A 20127-nucleotide genomic window follows, 5' to 3' on the forward strand; every position below is an offset into this window, starting at 1 on the left:
CCCTTGCGTTATGACTCGGTATGGAGTGCTTATTTGAAAATGTTACTCGCCTTTAAAAACTGGTTTTCTCTTTTCGCGAAAGGCTTCCAATGCTTCCAGACGATCTGTCGTGGGAATAATCACTTCATAGCACATGGTTTCGATATCTAGACCTGTCTGTAAATCAACACTGCTTCCGCGATCAATAGCTGACTTTGCCTGATAAACCGCCAACGGAGCATTTGCCAAAATCTCGTTTGCCAGCCCTATTGCCAGCTCACGCAGCTCCTCTGTATCTTTTGCAACAGCATTTACAAAACCGATATGATACGCTTCCTGCGCTTGTATGCGCCTGGCAGTCAGGATCAGCTCCTTTGCCTTGGAAGGTCCGACTAAGCGAGACAACCGCTGCGTACCACCCGCACCAGGAATGATGCCCAAGCTCACCTCTGTCAGTCCCATTTTGGCATCTGCGACGGCATAGCGGAAATCACAGGCCAGCGCAAGCTCAAATCCCCCGCCAAAAGCAAATCCGTTGATCATGGCAATCGTCGGCTGCGGAAGCCTCTCCAACGCAGTAAATACATCGCGGATTTTGCGGACATTGCGGCGCACCTGCTGTTCCGTCAGTGTACGGCGCTCCTTCAAATCTGCCCCTGCACTAAATGCTCGCCCTTCTGCCTTCACGATAACCACGCGAATCTCTTTTGCATCCAAACGCACCTGCTCAATCAAGCTTCCCAGGCGCTCCAATGTATCGTAGTTCAGCGCATTCAGCTCATCTGGACGATTTAATGTAATCAGTCCTATATGTCCTTCACGTTCAAAGCGAACGCTCTCTTCCATCATCAACGTCCTCCTTGTGTAGGCGGGTTCACCCGTGCATACGTGCCGGTAGCAAAAGCCACAAGCTTGCCATCACAAGTCACGCGTGCTTCCATCACGATCAGGCTTTTTCCTTGTTTCAATACATGAGATTGTGCCTCGAGTACCTCACCGCGTGCAGGGTGGAGGTATTGAATCTTGCTCTCCACCGTCACACATTGCTGTACACCATCCACATGGGGTGCTGCCCCATGCCCCATCGCCACATCGGCTAATGTCGCCGTAACGCCTCCGTGTACGACACCTTCGATGCTATTGAATAGCTCGGGGCGAATTTTCAGTGCTACCTTACAGCCCTGTTCATCTCGGTGAACGACTTCTATGCCCAGGTAGTGGTTGAATCGATTACGGATCTCCACTGACATCTTTGCCCCCTTTCTCGTATCGTCTTGAAACAGTGAAAGGAGCCTAAGCACGTGGCTTTTGGCATCCTTTCTCCGGTTTATTTTCGCTGTCAGTTATTCGTTTCCCTCGATTTCGACGAAGTAATCACTTTTCCGGTACGCCAGTGCATCCAGTGTCGCTACCAAGCCATGCTCCGTTTCTACACGGATGCGGTACCAGGCTGTGCGATTGTTTTTCTTCTCTTCGGTCGCAGTTGCCACCAAGCGATTTCCTTTCATGGCAGCAGCCAAAAATCCGATATTCATCGACAGTGCTACAGATGTTTTGCCATAGGAATTACAAGCCGCTGCAAAAACAAAGTCTGCCAGAGAGAAGATGATTGCGCCATGCGCGGTGCCGTGGGCATTCAGCATATGCTCGGCAACCGTGACTTCCGCAGTCGCCGTTCCTTCTCCCAGCTCAATCAGCTTGATGCCCAAAAATTGAGCAAATGGATCTTGCTTTAGCTTCTCGCAAATCTCTGCGTAATGCTTCTGATGGAGCGCTTGTTCGTCTATCAATCTTTTCGTGGTCATGATTAAACTACTTCTGCAAAATGCATGGACACAATGGGTCCAGCGAAGCCACGGAGGTCTTTTCCTGCTGCGCGGCCTTCAGAAGATGACAACGCTTCCGTCAAAGCTTCTTTTGATTCAAAGTACATTTCTGCCATCAGATGCAGGTCAGATTCTCCCATTGGTGTTCCGTAGATTTTGCTTACTTCCATTTTGATTAAGCCAGGCATTTTTTCTGCCAATGGGCCATGTACCTCGAAATAATGCTTGTCAAAAGCATCGATATCTTCGGGCTTGCGATAAATTGCTACCAATTTCACCATCATGATCCCTGCTTTCCTCAGATTATAGTTGCAATGTGTGACGACTAATTCATATAACGTTATTTTAACGCATGTTAATATTTTTATTATATAAAGCCTTTGTGACAGGTGCAAGTATTTTTCAAAAAGCGCGAAAACTCCGTCTGCTCTTACTCCCCCCTTCTCTTCATGTTTATGACTGGCAAAAGGCTGACAGAATATGCTTCGATGGGGTGTCTTCCAACTTTTGTGGTCGTGGGAAGCCCTGCCACATGTTTTCCAGTCGCCTGTATCCTCACTGCGTTCGGGCGGTCTCCTTCCAAACATGTGACAGGACTTTCGAACAGCTGTGGTTGCCTTTGATTATTCAAAACATTTGTTAGGGAATTTCAAGGAGTCCTTTTTCGGAATTTAATAAAAGCCGCGTGGGAAGAAGCGAATTTCCAGTCCAAGCGCCTCTGGAGCCCTACCCAGCGGAGGGATGAATGGCGGGAATGGTTTTAGCTTCAACCTCTGCTACCCCTTCTTCGAGACTGCTACTTTTGAAGCGTTCCCGACATTCATTCCAGAGCGGACAGTGAATCCCCCTTGCGGGGCGTAGGCCGAAGCGTAGACTGGAAATTCGCTTCTTCCCCTCCCCAACAGCCACTTAATAAAACAAATACACAAAAAAAGAGGACAGACCCAATGTCTGTCCTCTCTCGCATCGCTCCACTTTCTAGACCCAGACCCAGAAAATAAAGACGATGATCGCCATCATAATTACAAACAATCCTGCGAAAATACTGATCCGTGCAAACTCATGACCTTTTTGATCCATGTGCATCCAGACATACAGCTGGAAGAACGCTTGAACAAAGGCCAGTGCTACGATGAATGGTACGGTAAAACCTGATGGAATTGCTTCATACGCCACTGCAATGAATGCCAGTGCGGTCAATACGAGAGATCCGATGAAAGCAACAAGGTGTCTTTTCGGACCTTCGTGCTTCACTTTCGGTTTGCGTACCTCTTCATTATGAGCTTGTGCTCCCATAGATTATCCCACCTTTCCACCGATCATACCCATGAGATATACCACGGTAAAGATGAATACCCATACAACGTCGATAAAGTGCCAGTACAGACATGCCAGGTAGAACTTCGGCGCAGTTACTACCGTTAGGCCCTTTTTCGTCGCAGATAGTTGCAAAAGGGTGATCCAGCAAATCCCGAACGCTACGTGAGCTCCGTGGAATCCAACCAATGTATAGAAGGCAGATGAAAATGCACTCGTTGACATTTTCAGTCCTTCATTTACATAGTGTACAAACTCGTAAATCTCCAAAGCAAGGAAGCCGAGACCGAGTATTACTGTGATAGTCAGCCATAGCTGAATCTTCTTGAGGTCTTTCCTGTGAAGAGCCAGTGTAGCCATAACACTTGTCATCGAGCTGGTAAGCAAGAGAAGTGTGGCCACTGCAACGAGATTCATGTCAAACAACGCTTGGGACGTTGGTCCACCATTTGCTTGATCACGAAGAGCGATAAATGTTGCAAACAAGGAACCGAAGAGAACTGTCTCCCCACCGAGGAAGAGCCAGAAGCCAAGAACCTTATTCTTACCTTCAAGGGTGGCTTTTTCCGGTTCGTCAGGCAATACTGCATGTGCGTGATGGTTAGCCATTAAGCCTTTACCCCTTTCTCTTCGAGTTCATCTTCATGAATGTGATAGCCTGGATCGTCTTTCACTGAACGGGTAAACATGCAGGACAGTGTAGCGAGTATTCCAATGACTACAACCACATAGTTGTGGTAGATAAAGCCATAGCCTGCCACGAACAATCCGAGAGACATCAGGAATGGCAAGAACGATGGCGATGGCATGTGAATGTCGCCAATAGGCTCCGCAGGCGTCATGCCTTTGTTACCAGCCATTTTCTCAACCCACAACGCATCCAAACCGCGAACGAGAGGCGTTTGAACGAAGTTGTACTCCGGCGGCGGCGAAGGAATCGCCCATTCGAGTGAACGTCCATCCCAAGGATCTGCAGGAGCGCGTTTGGAGCTCTTCGCTGCAACGACTACGTTGATCACGAATAGGATGGTACCGATCGTCATACCAAATGCACCAATCGTACTGATAAAGTTCCCCATATCCAGGTTCTGATCTTTGAGGTATGTAAAGACGCGGCGCGGCATCCCCATCAGACCCAGGAAGTGTTGCGGGAAGAAGGTAAGGTGGAAACCAATGAAGAACGTCCAGAAGTTCCATTTACCAATTGTTTCGTTCAGCATTTTACCGAACATTTTCGGCCACCAGTAGTAAAGACCAGAGAAGAGACCGAATACGAGACCCCCTACGATTACGTAGTGGAAGTGAGCAACTACGAAATAACTGTCATGGTATTGATAGTCAGCCGGCGGAACCGCAAGCATAACCCCTGTCATACCACCGATTGTAAACGTTGGGATAAATCCTACTGCAAACAGGTTTGCGGTAGGGAAGCGGATTTGACCGCCCCACATGGTCAACAGCCAGTTAAAAATTTTGATCCCTGTAGGAACAGCAATCAACATGGTTGCAAGTCCAAACAGCGTGTTGGCAATTGCGCCCAAACCTGTTGTGAACATGTGGTGAGCCCACACCATGAAGCCCAAGAAACCGATCAGCGCTGTTGCAAATACCATAGAGCTGTAACCAAACAGACGCTTTCTTGAGAATGTAGAAACTACTTCTGAAATGACACCGAATGCCGGGAGAATCAAAATGTATACTTCGGGGTGACCGAAGATCCAGAACAAGTGCTCCCAGATAACAACGTTACCACCTGCGTCAGGGTTAAAAAAGTTTCCGCCGAACAAACGGTCAAACATCAACAGAACCAAACCAACCGTAATCGCAGGGAATGCGAAGAGGATCAAACCGGATGTAATAAAGGACGTCCAGGTGAACATTGGCATACGCATGAATGTCATACCTGGAGCACGCATGTTGATGATCGTAACCAGGAAGTTAATACCACCAATCAGCGTTCCGAGACCGGCAATTTGCAAACCGAGTACGTAGAAGTCTACGCCTCTGCCACTGTATTGATTCAAAGCCAAGGTTGTATACGATGTCCAACCAGCATCAGGTGCGCCACCCAAGAACCAGCTTGTGTTCAGTAGCACTCCCCCGAAGAAAAATAGCCAGAATCCGAGAGCGTTAACAAACGGGAATGCTACGTCGCGTGCACCGATTTGAAGAGGGACAATCGCGTTCATCAAAGCAAAAATGATCGGCATAACCGCCAAGAAAATCATCGTAGTGCCGTGCATCGTAATTAATTCATTAAAAGTCTTGGCACCAACGAGTTCAATCTCTGGGTACATCAACTGCAAACGAATCAGCAGGGCTTCCAAACCACCGGCCAAGAAGAATATCCCACCAGCAATCAGATACAGGATCGCAATCTTCTTATGGTCCACTGTCGTAAGATAATCCCACAGCCCCGAGCGATTTGGTGCATGAGAAGCATGTGCAGACACGGGTTTACCTCCTTTTTAAGCGTCACTGCCTATGACGATTGTCAATGCAATAAGTTTTATGAGGTTTTACTTTACTTTTTCTCGCTTACGCTCAATGTCTCCATGTACTCTACAAGTGCTTTCACTTGGTTGTCATCGAGGTTGAGGTTAGGCATTTTGTTGCCTGGCTTGATTTTTTGCGGATCTTTCAGCCACTCTGCAATGTTTTCAGGCGTATGTGCTTTGATACCTGCTACACGTTCGCGATCTGCAAAGTTAGTCAGGTTTGGCCCCATCTTACCGCCTTTACCTGCCACAGCGTGACATCCCAAACAGCTCTTATCAAAGATTTGTTGACCTTCTGCAGCCAGTGGAGAAGTTGCCGTTACAGGTTCTTTTGCCTGAACGCCCTTCATGTTCGCTACCCAAGTGTCAAAATCTGCTTGTTCCTTTACTTCTACCTTGAAGTCCATCAAGGCATGGGAGGCTCCACAGAGCTCCGCACATTTACCGTAGTAAATGCCTGCTTTGTCTGCTTGCAGCCACATTTTGTTTTCTTGCCCTGGGTTCGTATCGATTTTACCGCCCAATGCAGGAATCCAGAATGCGTGCTTAACATCAGATGCTGATAATACGAATTGAACCTTTTTACCAACCGGCAATACCAAGTCTTGTGCACTCGCTACTCCAAGATCAGGATACTCGAATTCCCACCAGAATTGGTGAGCGGTAACCTTTACTTGAACTGCTTCCTCTTTCGGGTACTCCTTGTGCAGTGCGAAACCAGTAGTAACAGTCGGAATCGCCATGATGATTAGGAGCAAGAAAGGAATTACCGTCCAAAGAATTTCAAGTGCATGATTTCCTTCAACCTGCTTAGGAATGCCTTGCTGTCCGGGACGCTTACGATAGCGGATAAGGACGTACGTAAAGATCGCCATAACGACAATGAAGACGCCGATCATGATAGCGGAGGACAGCTTCATCAGGTCAAACTGCATCGCAGCTACCGGACCAGAGGGCTTGAGCGCTGAGAGCTCATCCTTGCCACACCCGGTTAACACTAGCGCCAGCAGAGCAAACAGGGAAAACTGACGCCAATACTGTTGCCAACCCTTCATACCAATGAACCCCTCTTTCTTCGTGTTGGTAACGTTCTAGCCACGCCTATAACTAGAAGTTTTCGTACTTTTCTATCTGCTTAAAGAAATCGCATACAATACCATTCACAACTATAATACCCAAACGTGAAAAGTATTAGCAGCCATTCCAAAAACAAACAGCAAAGTAAGGGGCAGTATTGCACACTTCTACCCAAGCGTGGTAACCATTTAAGTATACATAAATTTTCCTTAATACAAAGGCTATTTGTTATGATTTTGTTAACAAATTTATGAACAATTTTGTGAACATTGCAGTTAAATTCTGCCATACTATACATTTTAAAGGAGAATTCTATGCAAAAAAGACCAATTGCACTAGTCACTGGTACCTCAAGTGGCTTTGGTAAGCATGCATCGGTCGCTTTAGTCAAGGCTGGTTTTCAGGTAATTGCTGCTATGCGTGATCCAGCAAAAAGAGACCCTCTTGACAAATTGGCAAGCTTGCTTATAGATCCTGACCACCTGGAAGTCATTTCCCTTGATGTTACGAATTCGGAACAAATTCAGGAGGCGATCACCTCCATCATTGCAAAACATGGGCGCATTGATTTGTTGGTAAACAATGCCGGCTACGCGTTGGGTGGCTTTGCTGAGGAGGTCTCTTCTGAAGAATGGCGCAAGCAGTTTGATGTAAATGTGTTTGGGCTGATCGACGTCACTCGGGCAGTCTTGCCTTATATGCGGCAGCAACAAGCTGGACGAATTATAAACGTAAGCAGCATCAGTGGGCGATTTGGTTTCCCCGGTCTCTCGCCGTATGCCGCATCCAAGCATGCAGTCGAAGGCTTCAGTGAATCGCTTCGCCTTGAAATGCTACCCTTTCAGGTTCAAGTCGTCCTTGTTGAGCCCGGCTCCTTTCGTACAGCCATCTGGGAGAAAGGAATGCAAGACCAACAGCTTGATGAAGACTCTCCTTACGCCTCCCAAATGAAGCAACTGATACGTCACGTAGAAGCAATCATAGAAAAGGCACCTGCTCCCGACGCAGTCATCTCGACGATTGTCCATGCGGCCACCACTCCCAAGCCGCGATTCCGCTACCCGGTTGGCCGAGGCGTGGGACTTACAATCGTCGCAAAAAATTGGCTTCCGTGGTCATGGATTGAGCGAATCGTGACAAAGCGATCGTAATGATTTTTCCATAAACAAAACACACCCCCAAGGAGTGTGTTTGCACGTTGAACAACTATACACTTTCCGTTCGTCCTGTTCGTATCAGCCAAACATGCTGGATATATTCTGCTACGCCAAAAAATATCGCAACAAAACCGGCCCCGACTGCAGCGATTTGAGCCGTCGGCAAAAACACAATGCTTCCATAAACGATCAAAAAGCCGATAATCAAGTCAAACATGGTCGTAAGCCAAAGACTCCCTGCTGTAAGGATCGCCCTATCCAAAAAATATCCGGCGATTGCCAAGACAAATCCGACTCCGACAGACTGATATAGATTAGCGAAATTCACTTCTGGAAAGAGAGCATCTGCCAAAACGACCAACAACGGACTAACGAGCAGCTTCATCAAAAGACCGTCCACGTCTATTTACTCTCCTTTACTGGGGGTGTACTCAGTATGCCCCTCGTTTACTTCAGCCATGTCATGAGGCCGTCGTATACGGGCTTGTAAACCATTTCCACCCAATAAACAGGATTGGGGACAACCCCTTTTTCAGCTCCTGCGTACAAACCAACACTGATGACGAGCAACCCGAGAAAGACAGCGATCTCTTTACGCTGCCGCTTCCGAATTAGTCGGGGCAGCTCGTATGCACAAACGATTATGGATATAACGATGACAGCAAATGTCGACATACAAACTCCCCCTGCCCCTGTTACACAATCACCTTTCTTCAAAGGCATTATTGATGGTTCCTAAACGTCTGATTTTCACATCAGCTTTGACATGTACAGGCAGCTTGGAAAATCCCTTTTCCCAATTGCTCCCTATCTTCTTCCATACCTTCGGGTATTGCCGATGAATCGCTTCTCCGAATCCATATATGTCTACTCCATTTTTCTTGGCATTGGCAATGGCTTTTGTCGCCAATGCTTCCAGTGATTTTTCTGCCTCTTTTTCCAGCTCCTTGATCGTATCCTCCTCTGTCAGATCGAGCTTGCATTGCACTTCGCCAATATCATTTTCCAAAGCGATGTGAACGATGACTTCAGGCGTGCCATTTTTCATGGTAGCCTCGATTTTCGCGTCGGCGTGCATGACTTCCAGCGTCAAGAGTCCTCCCCCCTTGCAAGGCATACTTCCGACCGTGCTTTTTACTTTGCCTGTAATGTAACTATAGGCTTTGCTGTCCGCTTCACTCAGCCAGTTGATCATCTTGTCTCCCCGGAAAGTAGCCAATGTCGTATATTGAAGAAGCACGGGGGTATCTATTTGCTCGACGTTATTTCGTTTGTCCCCCTCCCTTGCAGGTCCGGTTAGTCGCACGCCTGTCAAAACGGCTTCTTTCCCTTTGCTGGTAAAGTCAGTAATCAATTGATCCATTGTAACTGCTGCGGTAGGCGCCCATACTTTGGAGGATGTCTCTAAAGAAGCAAACATTTCTGTAGAAGGGATTTGTTCAAGCGGTGTGATCACTCTTAGGATGTTGCGTGCCGTCGTTCCTCTAGCGATGGCAATATAAAAGTCAGTCCGAAACTCATGGTCACGCGAGACAAAATCGATGACAGGAGCGATCCCTTCCCTCGCGACCTCCTCGCCAAATATGAGCATCCGCGTGTGGGCCATATAAATTTTCCGAGGAGAGATCGTGGTCATTTTGCGCACAGCCTCAAAAATTGTCGGAGCGTTCATCGTAAAGAGAGTAACAGGTGCACGTCCAGGCTTCCCCTTGTTGGCCGCGACCTCTGCAGGGTCGACTACTTGAACCGAAACCTGATAGCCTGTTTGCACTTTATCAATACCAATCCCGACCGCAATCGCTAAATCGTTCAGTTCTTTTCGATCCCAACAACCAGCTAGGATAATAACGAGCACGATGCAGAGAAGAACTTTTATCCCTTTCACTGGTGCCCACTCCTTTACATGCTGTGGAAAGTCTCTTACTTTTGCGGTGGTAATGGCTTTATCCCTTTAGATTGGCGTCGCAAATTGTTTTTGGTAATCGATTCAGGCCGTTTGTCCAAGGCCCAGCGAGGCAAGCGAAGGATCGTGTCTCTTTGCTCTTTCAAGGAAAACGGAGCAAACGATTCCATATACGGTACGCCAAACGAGCGCAGACTGCATAAATGCAGCACCAAGGCTAGCATCCCTACAATAATTCCGTATATACCAAAAGAAGCAGCCAACACCATCAGGGGAAAACGAAGAATCCTCACGGTAATCGACATGTTGCTCGCTGGGAAAATAAAGCTGGAGATCGCAGTAATCGAGACCACAATAACCATCGCTGCCGAAACAATCCCGGCTTCCACCGCCGCTTGTCCGATGACCAGTGTTCCCACGATGGAAATGGCTTGACCTACTGCACGCGGCATGCGGATTCCGGCCTCTCGCAATATCTCAAAAGCCACTTCCATCATGATCGCCTCAATAAAGGCTGGAAAGGGCACTCCTTCTCGCTGTGCCGCCAAGCTGATCAGAAGCTGTGTCGGGAGCATCTCTTGGTGGAAGGTCGTAATGGCGATATAGAGAGAGGGGGCCAGCAACGCTATAAAAAAACAGGCGAAGCGCAGCATGCGAATCAACGTACTAAAATCAAAGCGCTGATAGTAGTCTTCCGCAGAATGGAAAAACTCAACAAAGAGAGAGGGCACGGTCAAAACAAAAGGAGTCCCATCTACAAGAATCGCTACGCGTCCCTCTAATAGATTCGCGGCCACTACATCCGGGCGCTCCGAGTTAGAAATGGTGGGGAAAGGTGTGTAGGCTTCGTCCTGGATCAGCTCCTCAATCATTCCGCTTTCCATGATGCCATCGATGCTGATTCGATCCAGTCTATTACGTACTTCTTCTACCACATCTTCTTCTACAATCCCTTTCATATACACAACCGCGACTTCTGTCTTGGTTTCCTCGCCGATTCTGTTGATTTCAATCCATAGCTTTTCACTGGAAATCCGTCTCCGCAGCAGCGTAATATTGGTGCGAAGTGTCTCCGTGAAGCTCTCCCGTGGACCACGAATGACAGTTTGTGATGACGGCTCGGTGACTCCTCTATCCTTCCACCCCTGCAAACCAATATGAATACCTTGCGAGCAGCCATCCACGAGAATGATGACACAGCCAGACAGCAATGCTGTAAACAAGGTGGGAAAATCGTATAAATCCCCCATATCCCCTACGGTCAAGATGGATTCTTTTAAAAAGGGAACGAACTCGTCCTCGCGTATCCCTTCCCATTCCTTCAAGCGCATTTTGTATAAGAGACTGTCGATTAAGACGGCTTGTACCAGATACGAATCAACCATGCCATCCGCATACATGACAGCTGCCCGAACGGGTTCTAGGTTATGTAGGACTACCTCTCGAATTACTATGTCATTGCTGTATCCGAGCGATTCTTTTATATAGTGAACGTTGTCGTCCAGGCTGCAACCAATCTGAGCCATTCGGATTGCTCCTCACATCGGCTATTATGAACACAGTTTCTCCGATTGCCCCCATTGCTAAACAAAACGTTCATGACCGTTTTCACAGAAAAAGACCTCGCACTCATGGAAGAGGACAAGGTCTTTGGGTATAAGTTCTACTTATGGAGCAGGTATTTGTTCTTCACCTGGCACTGATGGATCGTCAAAGGAAGGGTCGTTCCATTCTACTTTGTGTTTATCCTGAAGCGTATTTAACCAGGTACCGTAGTTCTGACTGCGATTTTGGTCAGTCAGCATCATCTTGATCTGATCTTTGACTTTATCAAACTCAGGTGCTGGTGAACCCAGCTGTGCTTTATTTGTATCATAGTAGGTTTTGATTTGCTCCTCGGTAACCGGGAATGCTTTATCCAACAACTTATCCCGTGTCATGAGCACGTTCAACTTATCCCGCAGTTGGGCCTCAGTCATTCCCATACTCTTCAAGTAGTTTTGGAATGCCTCAGGTGAACCTACCTGTTTTTTCATCGAATCAATCTCTTTATTCATATCTTCTTGCGTCACCGCGACGTTTTGCGCCTTGGCTTCCTGCTTGATTAACGCTTCCGCAACAAGTTCATGTATCGTTTGTTTTCCGTACGTTTTCTTCATTTCACCGTAAAGCTGATTTTGTGTAATCGAGGTATCGCCAGCTGTTACCAATACAGGGTCATTGCCTTTTGCCCATGATTGATAAAAACCTAAAACAGCTAACCCCGTTACTAATATGGCAACCGTAAGCATGGAAATATCAAACTTCTTCACTTGGATATCCTCTCTTTCTATAATCTGCCCTCCAAGTATAGAAAGAAGTTATGGTAGAAAAATGGAAAGCGTATTACACAACTTTTCCACATTTTAAACATATTATGCGCTACATAAAAAATCGGGTAAAAAAAGAGGAGAGAACGGAGGCGATAACAGGACCTAAAACTGCCCAAACCTGTAGAAAGCGTTCTTGTTTCCTGTCTTTTTCTACTTCCATAAACTGAGCAAGTGCTTCCTTGTCCCGATTTTCATTAGACAGCAATTGCAGGATAATATCTTTGTCTTTTTCCGTCTTCTCTGCTTTCGTTTCTAATTCAGTCTGCAGCTTGTTCAAAACTTGCAGTACATCGTAACGCACATCCTCCATGCGTCCCAATCGATGTTCAATTCGTTCCAACCACTTCGTGACGACTAACATTTGTCCCTCAAGCTGATCGATTCGTTCTTCGAATTTGTCTAATTTCAAATAGATACGTTGGATATGCTGATCTATATCTTTCTGATTTTCATACGGTCCTGCTGTCATAGATTCCACCTCCCCCGTCCGTCCTTTATACTACTTGTTTATGTATCGGTGAGGAGCATTGCCTGTACGGTTATCCCTCTCTGTTCAGTCTCGTGTAAAAAAGGCGGCAAACAAATGTATTTCCAAATCCTGAATTCAGCTAAAATAGAAGGAAGACTATCTAGCATTTCTCTCAAATAAACGGGGACATAACCGTTTATTCATAAAGGAGGATACCATGACAACCTTGTTGGAGGTAAAAGGGGTAACGGGTGGGTACTCTTACAACCACGCTGTAATTAAAGATGTCTCCTTTCACATACGCGAAAAAGAAATTGTGGCCCTAATCGGCCTGAATGGCGCAGGCAAAAGCACGACAATCAAGCATATTCTAGGACTCTTGGAACCCATCGCAGGTGAAATCAGCATTGCGGGGAAAACTTTTCAATCTGATCCAGAAAACTATCGCTTGTCTTACGGGTATATTCCTGAGTCCCCCATTTATTACGAAGAGCTTACGCTGTGGGAGCATATCGAGTTAATGGCCATGAGCCACGGGTTGGACCGGGAAGTTTTTTATGAACGAGCACGTCCTCTCTTAAAAGAATTCCGCATGGAGGAAATGAAAGACCGATTTCCTCAGCAGTTTTCCAAAGGGATGCGACAAAAGCTCATGATCATGATGGCGTTGCTCGTACAACCGCCTCTGTACATCGTAGATGAGCCGATCCTGGGTCTGGACCCGCTGGGGATTCGTTCTCTTCTCACGTGGTTGAACCGTTGCAAGGAGCAAGGGGCTGGCATTTTGATGTCCACACATATTTTGGCGACTGCCGAAAAGCATTGTGACCGATTCATCATTTTGCACAAAGGCGAGATCAGAGCCCAAGGAACGCTTGAGGAGCTTCGGCGTATGACAGGGCTCCCAGATAGCTCTTTGGACGACATATACTTACATATCGTAGAGGATGACGGCCAGTGAAAATAGACGTTGATCAATTATTTCGCAAACGGTTCCATGCCTTTTCCGTAGAATTCATTCGGTATGCCCAGTACATGGCGAATGGTGGTTTAGCGTTTGTTGGGATCTTTTTGATGGGGTTGCTCGCCTTCTACTACCGCAGCATCATCGCGATGATTCCAGCCTGGTTCCCTCTGCCGTATGCGATGGCGCTCGTGATTGCAATTGTCGTGGTGAGAAGCCCCCTACGCACGTTTTTGCTGGAAGCGGATTTGCTTTTTTTGACTCCGCATGAAGTAAGACTGGATCGCTATTTCCGAAAGGCGCTCATTTACAATTTTGCCATTCAGGGCATGGTGGTGTTTATCATCCTGCTCCTGCTCATGCCTATGTATACAGGGGTCGTAGGCGCACAAGGCGTGCAGCTGTGGGTGTACTGGTGCATTCCCCTGCTCTTGAAGGGCTGGAATATTTACAGCAATTGGACGTTCTTACGTTTGCCAGATCAGCAGAAGATCGGATTCTATACACTCGCTCGATTTGTCTTTTCGTACATCCTCCTCGCCTGGGTATTGAGTGAAGGCCAATTCTTGCGCTTGGGTAATGTCCCATTTGGTGTTCTGATCTGCGCTGCGCTCTTGATCTGGCTCCATTCGCGAATGTTGACTTATAAGAAAAGACATTCTCTACAATGGTATCGCCTGCTGGCCATCGAAAGTGGCTTGCGTCACCGCTTTTATCAGTTCGTGAACAACTTCCGGGATGTCCCTGCCATGCAGCACCAAGTGAAGTCACGCTCGTGGCTCATTACCCTGACGAAGCTGCTGCCTTACCGTCAATCAACAGCAGGACGTCATTTGTTTACCAAAAAATTTATTCGCTCTGGTGACTTTGCGGGCACTTATTTCAGACTGCTCCTGTTGTCAGCCTTCGTCGTTCTCATATTGCCCAGCCCATATGCGAAAATCATTGCAGGTCTGCTCTTTCTCTTCATGACTGCCAGCCAGATCAGCAGTCTTTGGCGGCATCAGCAAAAACGCAACGGGTATTCGATCTTTCCGATTCGGGATGGGCAGATGAGACAGGCTTTTAGCTGGCTGCGTATGGTTCTTTTGGGTTTTCAGGGTGTAGTTCTTGTGCTCATTGGAATTTTGTAGTGTAAGCTTGCCGTTACATGAAAAGCCGCGTGGAAGAAGCGCATTTCCAGTCCAAGCGCCTCTGGAGCACGACCCAGCTCTGGAATAAATAGCGGGGAATTTCAGCTTCACTTATGGAATACCTCATTGAAACTTCTACGTTTGAAGCGCTCCCGCTATTTATTCCGGAGCGGACAGTCTTCACCCCTTGCGGGGCGGAGGCCGAAGCGTAGACTGGAAATGCGCTTCTTCCCCCACTACAGCCACAAAAAAACAGCTCTTCCCGGCATCATCCTGCCAGTAGAAGAGCTGTTTTTCATTTATAGATAAAGTAATTTGTCTACAGTCGGAACGTATCCACCTTGCTGCGCAGCTCTTGAATGCTGTCTGTCACCTGCTCCGTTTCAGACACGAACTGATCAACGTTTCCACTGACCTCATGCATCGTAGCAGATACCTCTTCGGTGGCTGCTGCTGTTTGTTCCGAGATGGCAGTAACCGTCAACACGGATTCATTCACCTTGTTCTGACCTTGCTTCATCGTCTCTACACTTGCCATAACATTCGCAAGCGACGTCTTCAAGGTATGCGTCATATCAGACAGCGCCGTAATGCCTTGTGTAACGGAATCCAAGCGCTCTGTACCTGCATTGTAGCGATCCAGTGTCGCATTTGTCTTTTCCGTAGCTTGTCTTACCTGATCTTGAATATCTTTGATGCTCTCCTGAATAACATGAGTTGCCGCACCTGTCTGTTCAGCCAGCTTGCGAACTTCTCCCGCTACCACAGCGAAGCCTCTGCCCGCCTCGCCAGCACGCGCACTCTCGATGGCTGCATTCAACGCTAACAGATTGGTTTGTCCAGCGATCTGCTGAATCGTTTCAATCACGTCGTTAATTCGGCTCGATTTCTCTTCGAGAATCGCCATTGTATTTTGCACTTCATGAAATTGTTTGTTCGTCTCTGTTCCATCTGCCAAAAACTCTTGCAATACTCTATAGCTACTCTCTCCGATATCAGACACGCGATTGGATACTGCATCCATCTCGTCAATCGCCGTATTCAATTCAGACAGCTCGCTCAAGAATTCTTGCACCGTTTGCACCGTCATCTCCATCGCCGTTGCTGTCTGCTCATTCCCTTGGGCAATCTCTTGACTGGTGACCACGATATTTTTGTTTTGCTCGCGGACAGAGTTGGCACCTTCCCGAATGGAATTCGCCATGGTGTCGATATGCTCCGTAGTCTCTTTTACTCCGCCGATGATTTGACGCAGCTGAGCCGTCATCTCACCAAAAGCAACGACAATTCGGCCAATCTCGTCTTTTTTGTTGGAAACGGAAATCTCGGTAGACGTGAGATCACCAGAAGCAATACGCATAGACGCTTCTTGTACAACCTGCAGTGGACGAAGCAGCTTTTTGATCAAGAAGAATACAGCACCTAAAGCAATAATCGTTACGACAATCATAGCCATTATGATACGTGGCATGGTTTCATCCAAAACCTGATCATTAATCAGCTCCACTTTGTCTGCCGCAGTATCTACACCTAGTACAGCAATTACTTGACCAGATGGATCTTCAATCGGTGCGAATGCACTCAGGTAGTCCCCGTACACAGGGTCTTTGACAATTGGCGTACTGTTCGATCCGCCTGCCAAAACAGGAGCGATATCGGCCATGCCGGTAGAGGACGTCTCTTGACCGATTGTAGCTGCCCCCTCTGCTCCCTTCGCCATTCCATCCACCATAATCTTTACCTTCTCACCGTCAGAATGAAGAATATAAACATAAAGGGCGCCTGTTTTTTGCGTGTACTCAAGCAACATATTTCGGATCGACCAGTAGTCGTCAGATTCTTTTGGCTGAGATATAAATGTCGCTATCTTCTCTGAGTCGAGCCCTTGGGAGATATGCAATGCCGTGTTGATGCTTGAGCGCGAGAGTGTTTTTTCAACAGTAGCTACGCTGTTTTCGTAAATCATGATAATATTGATTGCCATCATGACGGCAATGATCACTGCTACAAGAGCAACGACCCGTGTTGCCAAGCTCTTACTCATCCTGTTTCACTTCTCCTTCGCCGGTTGCGATATGTGTAATGCGGACCACCCACCCAGGAGCGGACGCTTTGTTGCGGGAGGGTTTGCCTTTTCGTAAAAGGATCAGCGTTGCTGTTCTCACACGGTGCTACTCGATAAAAAAAGCACCCAAAAAGGGTGCTTTTCCTAAACACTCCCTACCAGTCTTATCGACAATCGGTAGTGATTTAATTAGGACTTTTGTTGGGTGATCACGAGAAAGCGATGGGTAGGAATATCGATATAACCAGCCGCTTCGATTTTCTGGTGCAGATCGAGCAAGGCTTGAGTATACTTTTCAACAGTAAAGTCGCGAATCTGCCATTCGATAGCCTTCAGGTAGTAAACAATGGCACCTATGTCGTAAAAACGCGAAAAACCCATTTCCTCTCTTTGCTCCACAATCGTAAGACCAGCTTCCTCCAGTTCGTTCACTGCATAGGCTAGATTCCAGTGCAAGTAATCTGGCGGAATGGGAGCGTCCAGCAATCGATTCAGCTCGAGATTGTCTTGACCGCCTACTTGCTGGGTAACAAATGTGCCCCCTGGCTTCAACAGGCGTTTTATTTCAGAAGGCAAATAAGCTTCATGTCGATTGATAATCAAGTCAAGTGACTGATCTTCGAAAGGCAGTATTTCTTCCCCGTCTACCGGTAACACACGAACACCCAGGGGCTCCAAATTGGCTTTTGCCACCGCTACATTCGGCTCATAGCCTTCTGTCGCATACGTCTCCAAAGGGAACGGCGCAAGCGTAGAAAACAGTTCTCCACCACCTGTTCCCATTTCCAGCATAGAGCTGATCCCTTGCATGTTCTTTTTCACGAGGTTTACATAGTTCCATCCAAGTGGTGCATCCTGCATCCTGCCTGTCGCAGTCAATCTGGCAAAATCCCACCCAGAAAATGGTGCCTCTACTTCCTCTTGAAAGCTTTTGATCCAATCCTTCTTTTCCATGTCTGCCTCTCCTCTCGTTTATACCAGTCTGTTCACGTCCAAACCAGACGAGGCAGGAGGAGCTCGGGAGCGTTGTTACGTTTGTACAAAATCAAAGGACATGAGTAAAAGCCCCCTCTCCAATATACTTCTCCGACTTAAGGCGGAGTGAAAATACTGCCCCAGTACGTTTGGTCCTCAGCCGTTTCTCTATATCATTAGTATCGAACTAGTAAACAGGAGGAACTGATCATGGCTGATTTTGAAGTGCTTGCCGGGATTCATCAAGGATTGTTTCTGGTCCTTCTCATCGTCATGCTGGTCCCTACAATCATGGCAAACCAGCTCGTTTTCCGTCCGACGAAACGGGCTTTCATAAGCAGTGCTCGCATCACTTTATGTTTTTTATGGTCGGCCCTTTTTGTCTTTGCAGGGCATTTGGTGATGACGTGGGTTTTGTTTGAATCCTTTGGCTGGCTTTACATAAAGGATAAGCTGCTTGGCTTTTTACCTTTTATTTTTGTTCCATTGCTTTTCTGCCTGCTCTCTACTTTTCCACGTCTGTGGGAGTTAACCGGAAAAGGAGGCAGAGATTCGAGACATTCACAAGTAGATACGGATTATACCCGAATTTTGTTACAAGAGAAAAATGTTCGACCTGTAAAAGCAAACTCCCCTGACCTAGACGACACGTTAGATGCAGAGTGGCGAGGAGACGCATCTTGCCCCGAATTGCTTGTTCCGTTGCAAGCTACCGTCTTGGGTTGTCTAATTGCACTCTTCCTTCAAGTCTTTTTTCCTGCTGTTACGTTGGAACCGTCCATTTTATTTCTTGCTTGGGGTGTATTATTAGCTGGGGTCTCCCTGCTTTGGATTCAGCAATCGTGGCAGCATCAATACCACTCCACTGCGGAAAACTGGGTAAAACCGCGCCGTCTGCTCCGCTTCATCCGTTTTGCCGTGTTGTTCCTGATGACCGCTTTACTTGCAACGATCTGGGGAAATCAAGCGATGATAGCGAGCCGCCTTCCCGACCATCCATCCTTGGGAGCTCAGAATCAGGACGATCACGCTCTCCCCGATTTCGTTTTCCCTGTAAGGGCAAGTGCCTATTCAATGCCTTCCACAGAGAAACCTAGAAGTATCGATGTATCAACAAAATCAAACCAAGAAAACCCTGATCGAACGTTTTCGCTGAACGCACAGAAAACAACCATCCGTCAGGCATCAGGCAAAACTCTAGAAGCATGGACCCTGAACGGACAATATCCAGGACCTGAGATGCGTATGAAGCAAGGTGAGCTCGTGGAAATCACCCTGCTGAACGAGGATATATCCGAAGGGATAGACATCCACTGGCATGGCATGCAGACTCCCGCTAGCAATGATCGCCTTGCAAAAGGAGAAAAATCTGTGTTGCGTTTTCGTGCAGAACAAACAGGAACGTATTGGTACCATTCTCATCAGCAAATTCCTGGGCAAGTAGTGAACGGGTTATTCGGTGCCCTTGTGATCGAGGCAGCCGATGCAACGACTACAGGCAAACCCATCCGCGACATCGCCATGATTCATCATAAGGATGAAAAGGCAGGCGCGACGTTAAACGGCTCAGATACGCAAAAAATCGAAACAGTTACTCCTGGCACAACAGTTCGCCTTCGCTTTATAAACGCCGAAAATGCTCCTGTCACCTATTTGCTGCAAGGAACTCCTTTTCAGGTAGTAGCAATAGACGGAACCGAGGTAAACGAACCGAATTTGATTGCCAATCAAGCCTTGCAACCGGGTGGAGGCGGTCGATACGACATTCAGTTTACGATGCCGAATCGTCCCGTGCTATTTGCTCCAGCTGCCAACCAGCATGACAAGGGGCTGCTCTTAAGTCCAGACGGGTCCAAAGACGCTGTACCCTTCTTAAACGCAGAGCTTTCCGTCTTTGACCCTGCACGTTACGGTAGTCCGACTGCCCTTCCTTTTGATCTCTCTTCCCATTTTGATCGGGAATATCAACTGCTCATTGATAGTCAGTATGGTTTTTATGACGGTAAATTCGAGCGATTGTCGACTGTAAATGGCGACTTGCTTCCTGATACCCGGATGATGCTTGAAGAGGGCGATCTCATAAAGCTAACCTTCGTCAACCGCAGCTTCCAGGATCAATCGCTGTATCTGCACGGCCATCACATGCTCATCTTGAGCCGGGACGGCAAAAAGGTTACGGGAAGTCAATGGTGGACGGATACTCTCCAGATAGCGCCGGGTGAAACCTATGAAGTTGCTTTCCGCGCGAATAATTCTGGTGTATCGATGAAAGAGAACCTTCCTAAAGATGAAACTGCTTTTGGTATCGCAATCCCGCTTGTGTATGAAGTGCATCTCCAAAAAGAAAACAGCAGTCCGTAGCGATTCTTTCGCCAGGCTGCTGTTTTTTTCT

General features: G+C 47.3%; 20 protein-coding genes. 4 read left to right on the plus strand and 16 right to left on the minus strand.

Annotated features, from left to right (window positions below):
* Positions 1-42: 42 nt before the first annotated feature.
* From BBR47_RS25025 to coxB, 8 genes are all read right to left on the minus strand, one after another.
* Positions 43-828: an enoyl-CoA hydratase-related protein gene (locus BBR47_RS25025; protein WP_173362211.1), complete on the minus strand. Its 786-nt coding sequence runs from the start codon at positions 826-828 to the stop codon at positions 43-45.
* Complete coding sequence (locus BBR47_RS25030; RefSeq protein WP_007723391.1) at positions 828-1229, minus strand: PaaI family thioesterase; 402 nt, start codon at positions 1227-1229, stop codon at positions 828-830. The genes BBR47_RS25025 and BBR47_RS25030 overlap by 1 nt, the downstream gene beginning before the upstream one ends.
* 93 nt (positions 1230-1322) lie before the next feature.
* Entirely contained in the window at positions 1323-1784 is a 462-nt protein-coding gene (locus BBR47_RS25035) for a PaaI family thioesterase (protein ID WP_015893236.1), read from the minus strand.
* Positions 1785-1786: 2 nt separating this feature from the next.
* Entirely contained in the window at positions 1787-2086 is a 300-nt protein-coding gene (locus tag BBR47_RS25040) for an EthD family reductase (protein ID WP_041749930.1), read from the minus strand.
* A 697-nt stretch (positions 2087-2783) separates the two neighbouring features.
* Positions 2784-3101 carry a cytochrome C oxidase subunit IV family protein gene (locus BBR47_RS25045; RefSeq protein ID WP_015893238.1) on the minus strand — a complete coding sequence of 106 codons (318 nt, stop codon included), beginning with the start codon at positions 3099-3101 and terminating at the stop codon, positions 2784-2786.
* 3 nt (positions 3102-3104) lie between these two features.
* Positions 3105-3731 carry a cytochrome c oxidase subunit 3 gene (locus BBR47_RS25050; RefSeq protein WP_015893239.1) on the minus strand — a complete coding sequence of 209 codons (627 nt, stop codon included), beginning with the start codon at positions 3729-3731 and terminating at the stop codon, positions 3105-3107.
* Positions 3731-5575, minus strand: coding sequence for a cytochrome c oxidase subunit I (gene ctaD, locus BBR47_RS25055; protein WP_015893240.1), 1845 nt, complete (start codon positions 5573-5575; stop codon positions 3731-3733). The genes BBR47_RS25050 and ctaD overlap by 1 nt, the downstream gene beginning before the upstream one ends.
* A 71-nt stretch (positions 5576-5646) precedes the next feature.
* On the minus strand, positions 5647-6675 hold the full coding sequence (gene coxB / locus BBR47_RS25060; RefSeq protein WP_015893241.1) for a cytochrome c oxidase subunit II: 1029 nt from the start codon (positions 6673-6675) through the stop codon (positions 5647-5649).
* A gap of 336 nt (positions 6676-7011) precedes the next feature.
* On the opposite strand from coxB, the gene BBR47_RS25065 reads away from it, so the two are divergent.
* A complete protein-coding gene (locus BBR47_RS25065; protein WP_015893242.1) occupies positions 7012-7848 on the plus strand; it encodes an oxidoreductase in 837 nt (278 codons plus the stop codon).
* Between the two features lie 55 nt (positions 7849-7903).
* Here the strand turns inward: BBR47_RS25065 and BBR47_RS25070 are convergent, their stop codons facing one another.
* The 6 genes from BBR47_RS25070 to BBR47_RS25095 all read right to left on the minus strand — a co-directional run bounded on the left by BBR47_RS25070 (position 7904) and on the right by BBR47_RS25095 (position 12598).
* On the minus strand, positions 7904-8254 hold the full coding sequence (locus BBR47_RS25070) for a DUF2512 family protein (protein WP_015893243.1): 351 nt from the start codon (positions 8252-8254) through the stop codon (positions 7904-7906).
* Positions 8255-8301: 47 nt separating this feature from the next.
* Positions 8302-8529 (minus strand): hypothetical protein, encoded by a 228-nt coding sequence (locus BBR47_RS25075; RefSeq protein ID WP_041749643.1) that lies wholly within the window; start codon positions 8527-8529, stop codon positions 8302-8304.
* A gap of 28 nt (positions 8530-8557) precedes the next feature.
* Positions 8558-9739, minus strand: a complete 1182-nt coding sequence (locus BBR47_RS25080) for a Ger(x)C family spore germination protein (RefSeq protein WP_015893244.1) — start codon at positions 9737-9739, stop codon at positions 8558-8560.
* A gap of 35 nt (positions 9740-9774) precedes the next feature.
* Complete coding sequence (locus tag BBR47_RS25085) at positions 9775-11283, minus strand: spore germination protein (protein ID WP_015893245.1); 1509 nt, start codon at positions 11281-11283, stop codon at positions 9775-9777.
* A 141-nt stretch (positions 11284-11424) separates the two neighbouring features.
* Complete coding sequence (locus BBR47_RS25090) at positions 11425-12069, minus strand: SurA N-terminal domain-containing protein (protein ID WP_015893246.1); 645 nt, start codon at positions 12067-12069, stop codon at positions 11425-11427.
* 109 nt (positions 12070-12178) lie between these two features.
* On the minus strand, positions 12179-12598 hold the full coding sequence (locus tag BBR47_RS25095) for a hypothetical protein (RefSeq protein WP_015893247.1): 420 nt from the start codon (positions 12596-12598) through the stop codon (positions 12179-12181).
* 217 nt (positions 12599-12815) lie between these two features.
* On the opposite strand from BBR47_RS25095, the gene BBR47_RS25100 reads away from it, so the two are divergent.
* Both BBR47_RS25100 and BBR47_RS25105 read left to right on the plus strand, forming a co-directional pair.
* The gene (locus BBR47_RS25100) at positions 12816-13559 is read left to right on the plus strand and encodes an ABC transporter ATP-binding protein (RefSeq protein ID WP_015893248.1); all 744 of its coding nucleotides are present in this window, start codon (positions 12816-12818) and stop codon (positions 13557-13559) included.
* The gene (locus BBR47_RS25105; RefSeq protein WP_015893249.1) at positions 13556-14695 is read left to right on the plus strand and encodes an ABC transporter permease; all 1140 of its coding nucleotides are present in this window, start codon (positions 13556-13558) and stop codon (positions 14693-14695) included. Before BBR47_RS25100 ends, BBR47_RS25105 begins: the two co-directional genes overlap by 4 nt.
* Before the next feature lie 319 nt (positions 14696-15014).
* On the opposite strand, the gene BBR47_RS25110 is transcribed toward BBR47_RS25105, so the two are convergent.
* Entirely contained in the window at positions 15015-16739 is a 1725-nt protein-coding gene (locus tag BBR47_RS25110; protein ID WP_015893251.1) for a methyl-accepting chemotaxis protein, read from the minus strand.
* Positions 16740-16949: 210 nt separating this feature from the next.
* On the minus strand, positions 16950-17714 hold the full coding sequence (locus BBR47_RS25115) for a class I SAM-dependent methyltransferase (RefSeq protein WP_015893252.1): 765 nt from the start codon (positions 17712-17714) through the stop codon (positions 16950-16952).
* Between the two features lie 231 nt (positions 17715-17945).
* On the opposite strand from BBR47_RS25115, the gene BBR47_RS25120 reads away from it, so the two are divergent.
* Positions 17946-20096, plus strand: coding sequence for a multicopper oxidase family protein (locus tag BBR47_RS25120; RefSeq protein WP_015893253.1), 2151 nt, complete (start codon positions 17946-17948; stop codon positions 20094-20096).
* Positions 20097-20127 lie beyond the last annotated feature (31 nt).

It is taken from the genome of Brevibacillus brevis NBRC 100599 (assembly GCF_000010165.1).
Taxonomy (GTDB): Bacteria; Bacillota; Bacilli; order Brevibacillales; family Brevibacillaceae; genus Brevibacillus; species Brevibacillus brevis_D.

What these genes read in the sequence shown, in the direction of transcription:
- BBR47_RS25115 (WP_015893252.1), bottom strand. Translation starts at nt 17,714, where the DNA reads ATGGAAAAGAAGGATTGGATCAAAAGCTTTCAAGAGGAAGTAGAGGCA.
- BBR47_RS25085 (WP_015893245.1), bottom strand. Translation starts at nt 11,283, where the DNA reads ATGGCTCAGATTGGTTGCAGCCTGGACGACAACGTTCACTATATAAAA.
- BBR47_RS25095 (WP_015893247.1), bottom strand. Translation starts at nt 12,598, where the DNA reads ATGACAGCAGGACCGTATGAAAATCAGAAAGATATAGATCAGCATATC.
- BBR47_RS25035 (WP_015893236.1), bottom strand. Translation starts at nt 1,784, where the DNA reads ATGACCACGAAAAGATTGATAGACGAACAAGCGCTCCATCAGAAGCAT.
- BBR47_RS25045 (WP_015893238.1), bottom strand. Translation starts at nt 3,101, where the DNA reads ATGGGAGCACAAGCTCATAATGAAGAGGTACGCAAACCGAAAGTGAAG.
- coxB (WP_015893241.1), bottom strand. Translation starts at nt 6,675, where the DNA reads ATGAAGGGTTGGCAACAGTATTGGCGTCAGTTTTCCCTGTTTGCTCTG.
- BBR47_RS25040 (WP_041749930.1), bottom strand. Translation starts at nt 2,086, where the DNA reads ATGGTGAAATTGGTAGCAATTTATCGCAAGCCCGAAGATATCGATGCT.
- BBR47_RS25110 (WP_015893251.1), bottom strand. Translation starts at nt 16,739, where the DNA reads ATGAGTAAGAGCTTGGCAACACGGGTCGTTGCTCTTGTAGCAGTGATC.
- BBR47_RS25050 (WP_015893239.1), bottom strand. Translation starts at nt 3,731, where the DNA reads ATGGCTAACCATCACGCACATGCAGTATTGCCTGACGAACCGGAAAAA.
- BBR47_RS25030 (WP_007723391.1), bottom strand. Translation starts at nt 1,229, where the DNA reads ATGTCAGTGGAGATCCGTAATCGATTCAACCACTACCTGGGCATAGAA.
- BBR47_RS25100 (WP_015893248.1), top strand. Translation starts at nt 12,816, where the DNA reads ATGACAACCTTGTTGGAGGTAAAAGGGGTAACGGGTGGGTACTCTTAC.
- BBR47_RS25120 (WP_015893253.1), top strand. Translation starts at nt 17,946, where the DNA reads ATGGCTGATTTTGAAGTGCTTGCCGGGATTCATCAAGGATTGTTTCTG.
- BBR47_RS25065 (WP_015893242.1), top strand. Translation starts at nt 7,012, where the DNA reads ATGCAAAAAAGACCAATTGCACTAGTCACTGGTACCTCAAGTGGCTTT.
- BBR47_RS25025 (WP_173362211.1), bottom strand. Translation starts at nt 828, where the DNA reads ATGATGGAAGAGAGCGTTCGCTTTGAACGTGAAGGACATATAGGACTG.
- BBR47_RS25075 (WP_041749643.1), bottom strand. Translation starts at nt 8,529, where the DNA reads ATGTCGACATTTGCTGTCATCGTTATATCCATAATCGTTTGTGCATAC.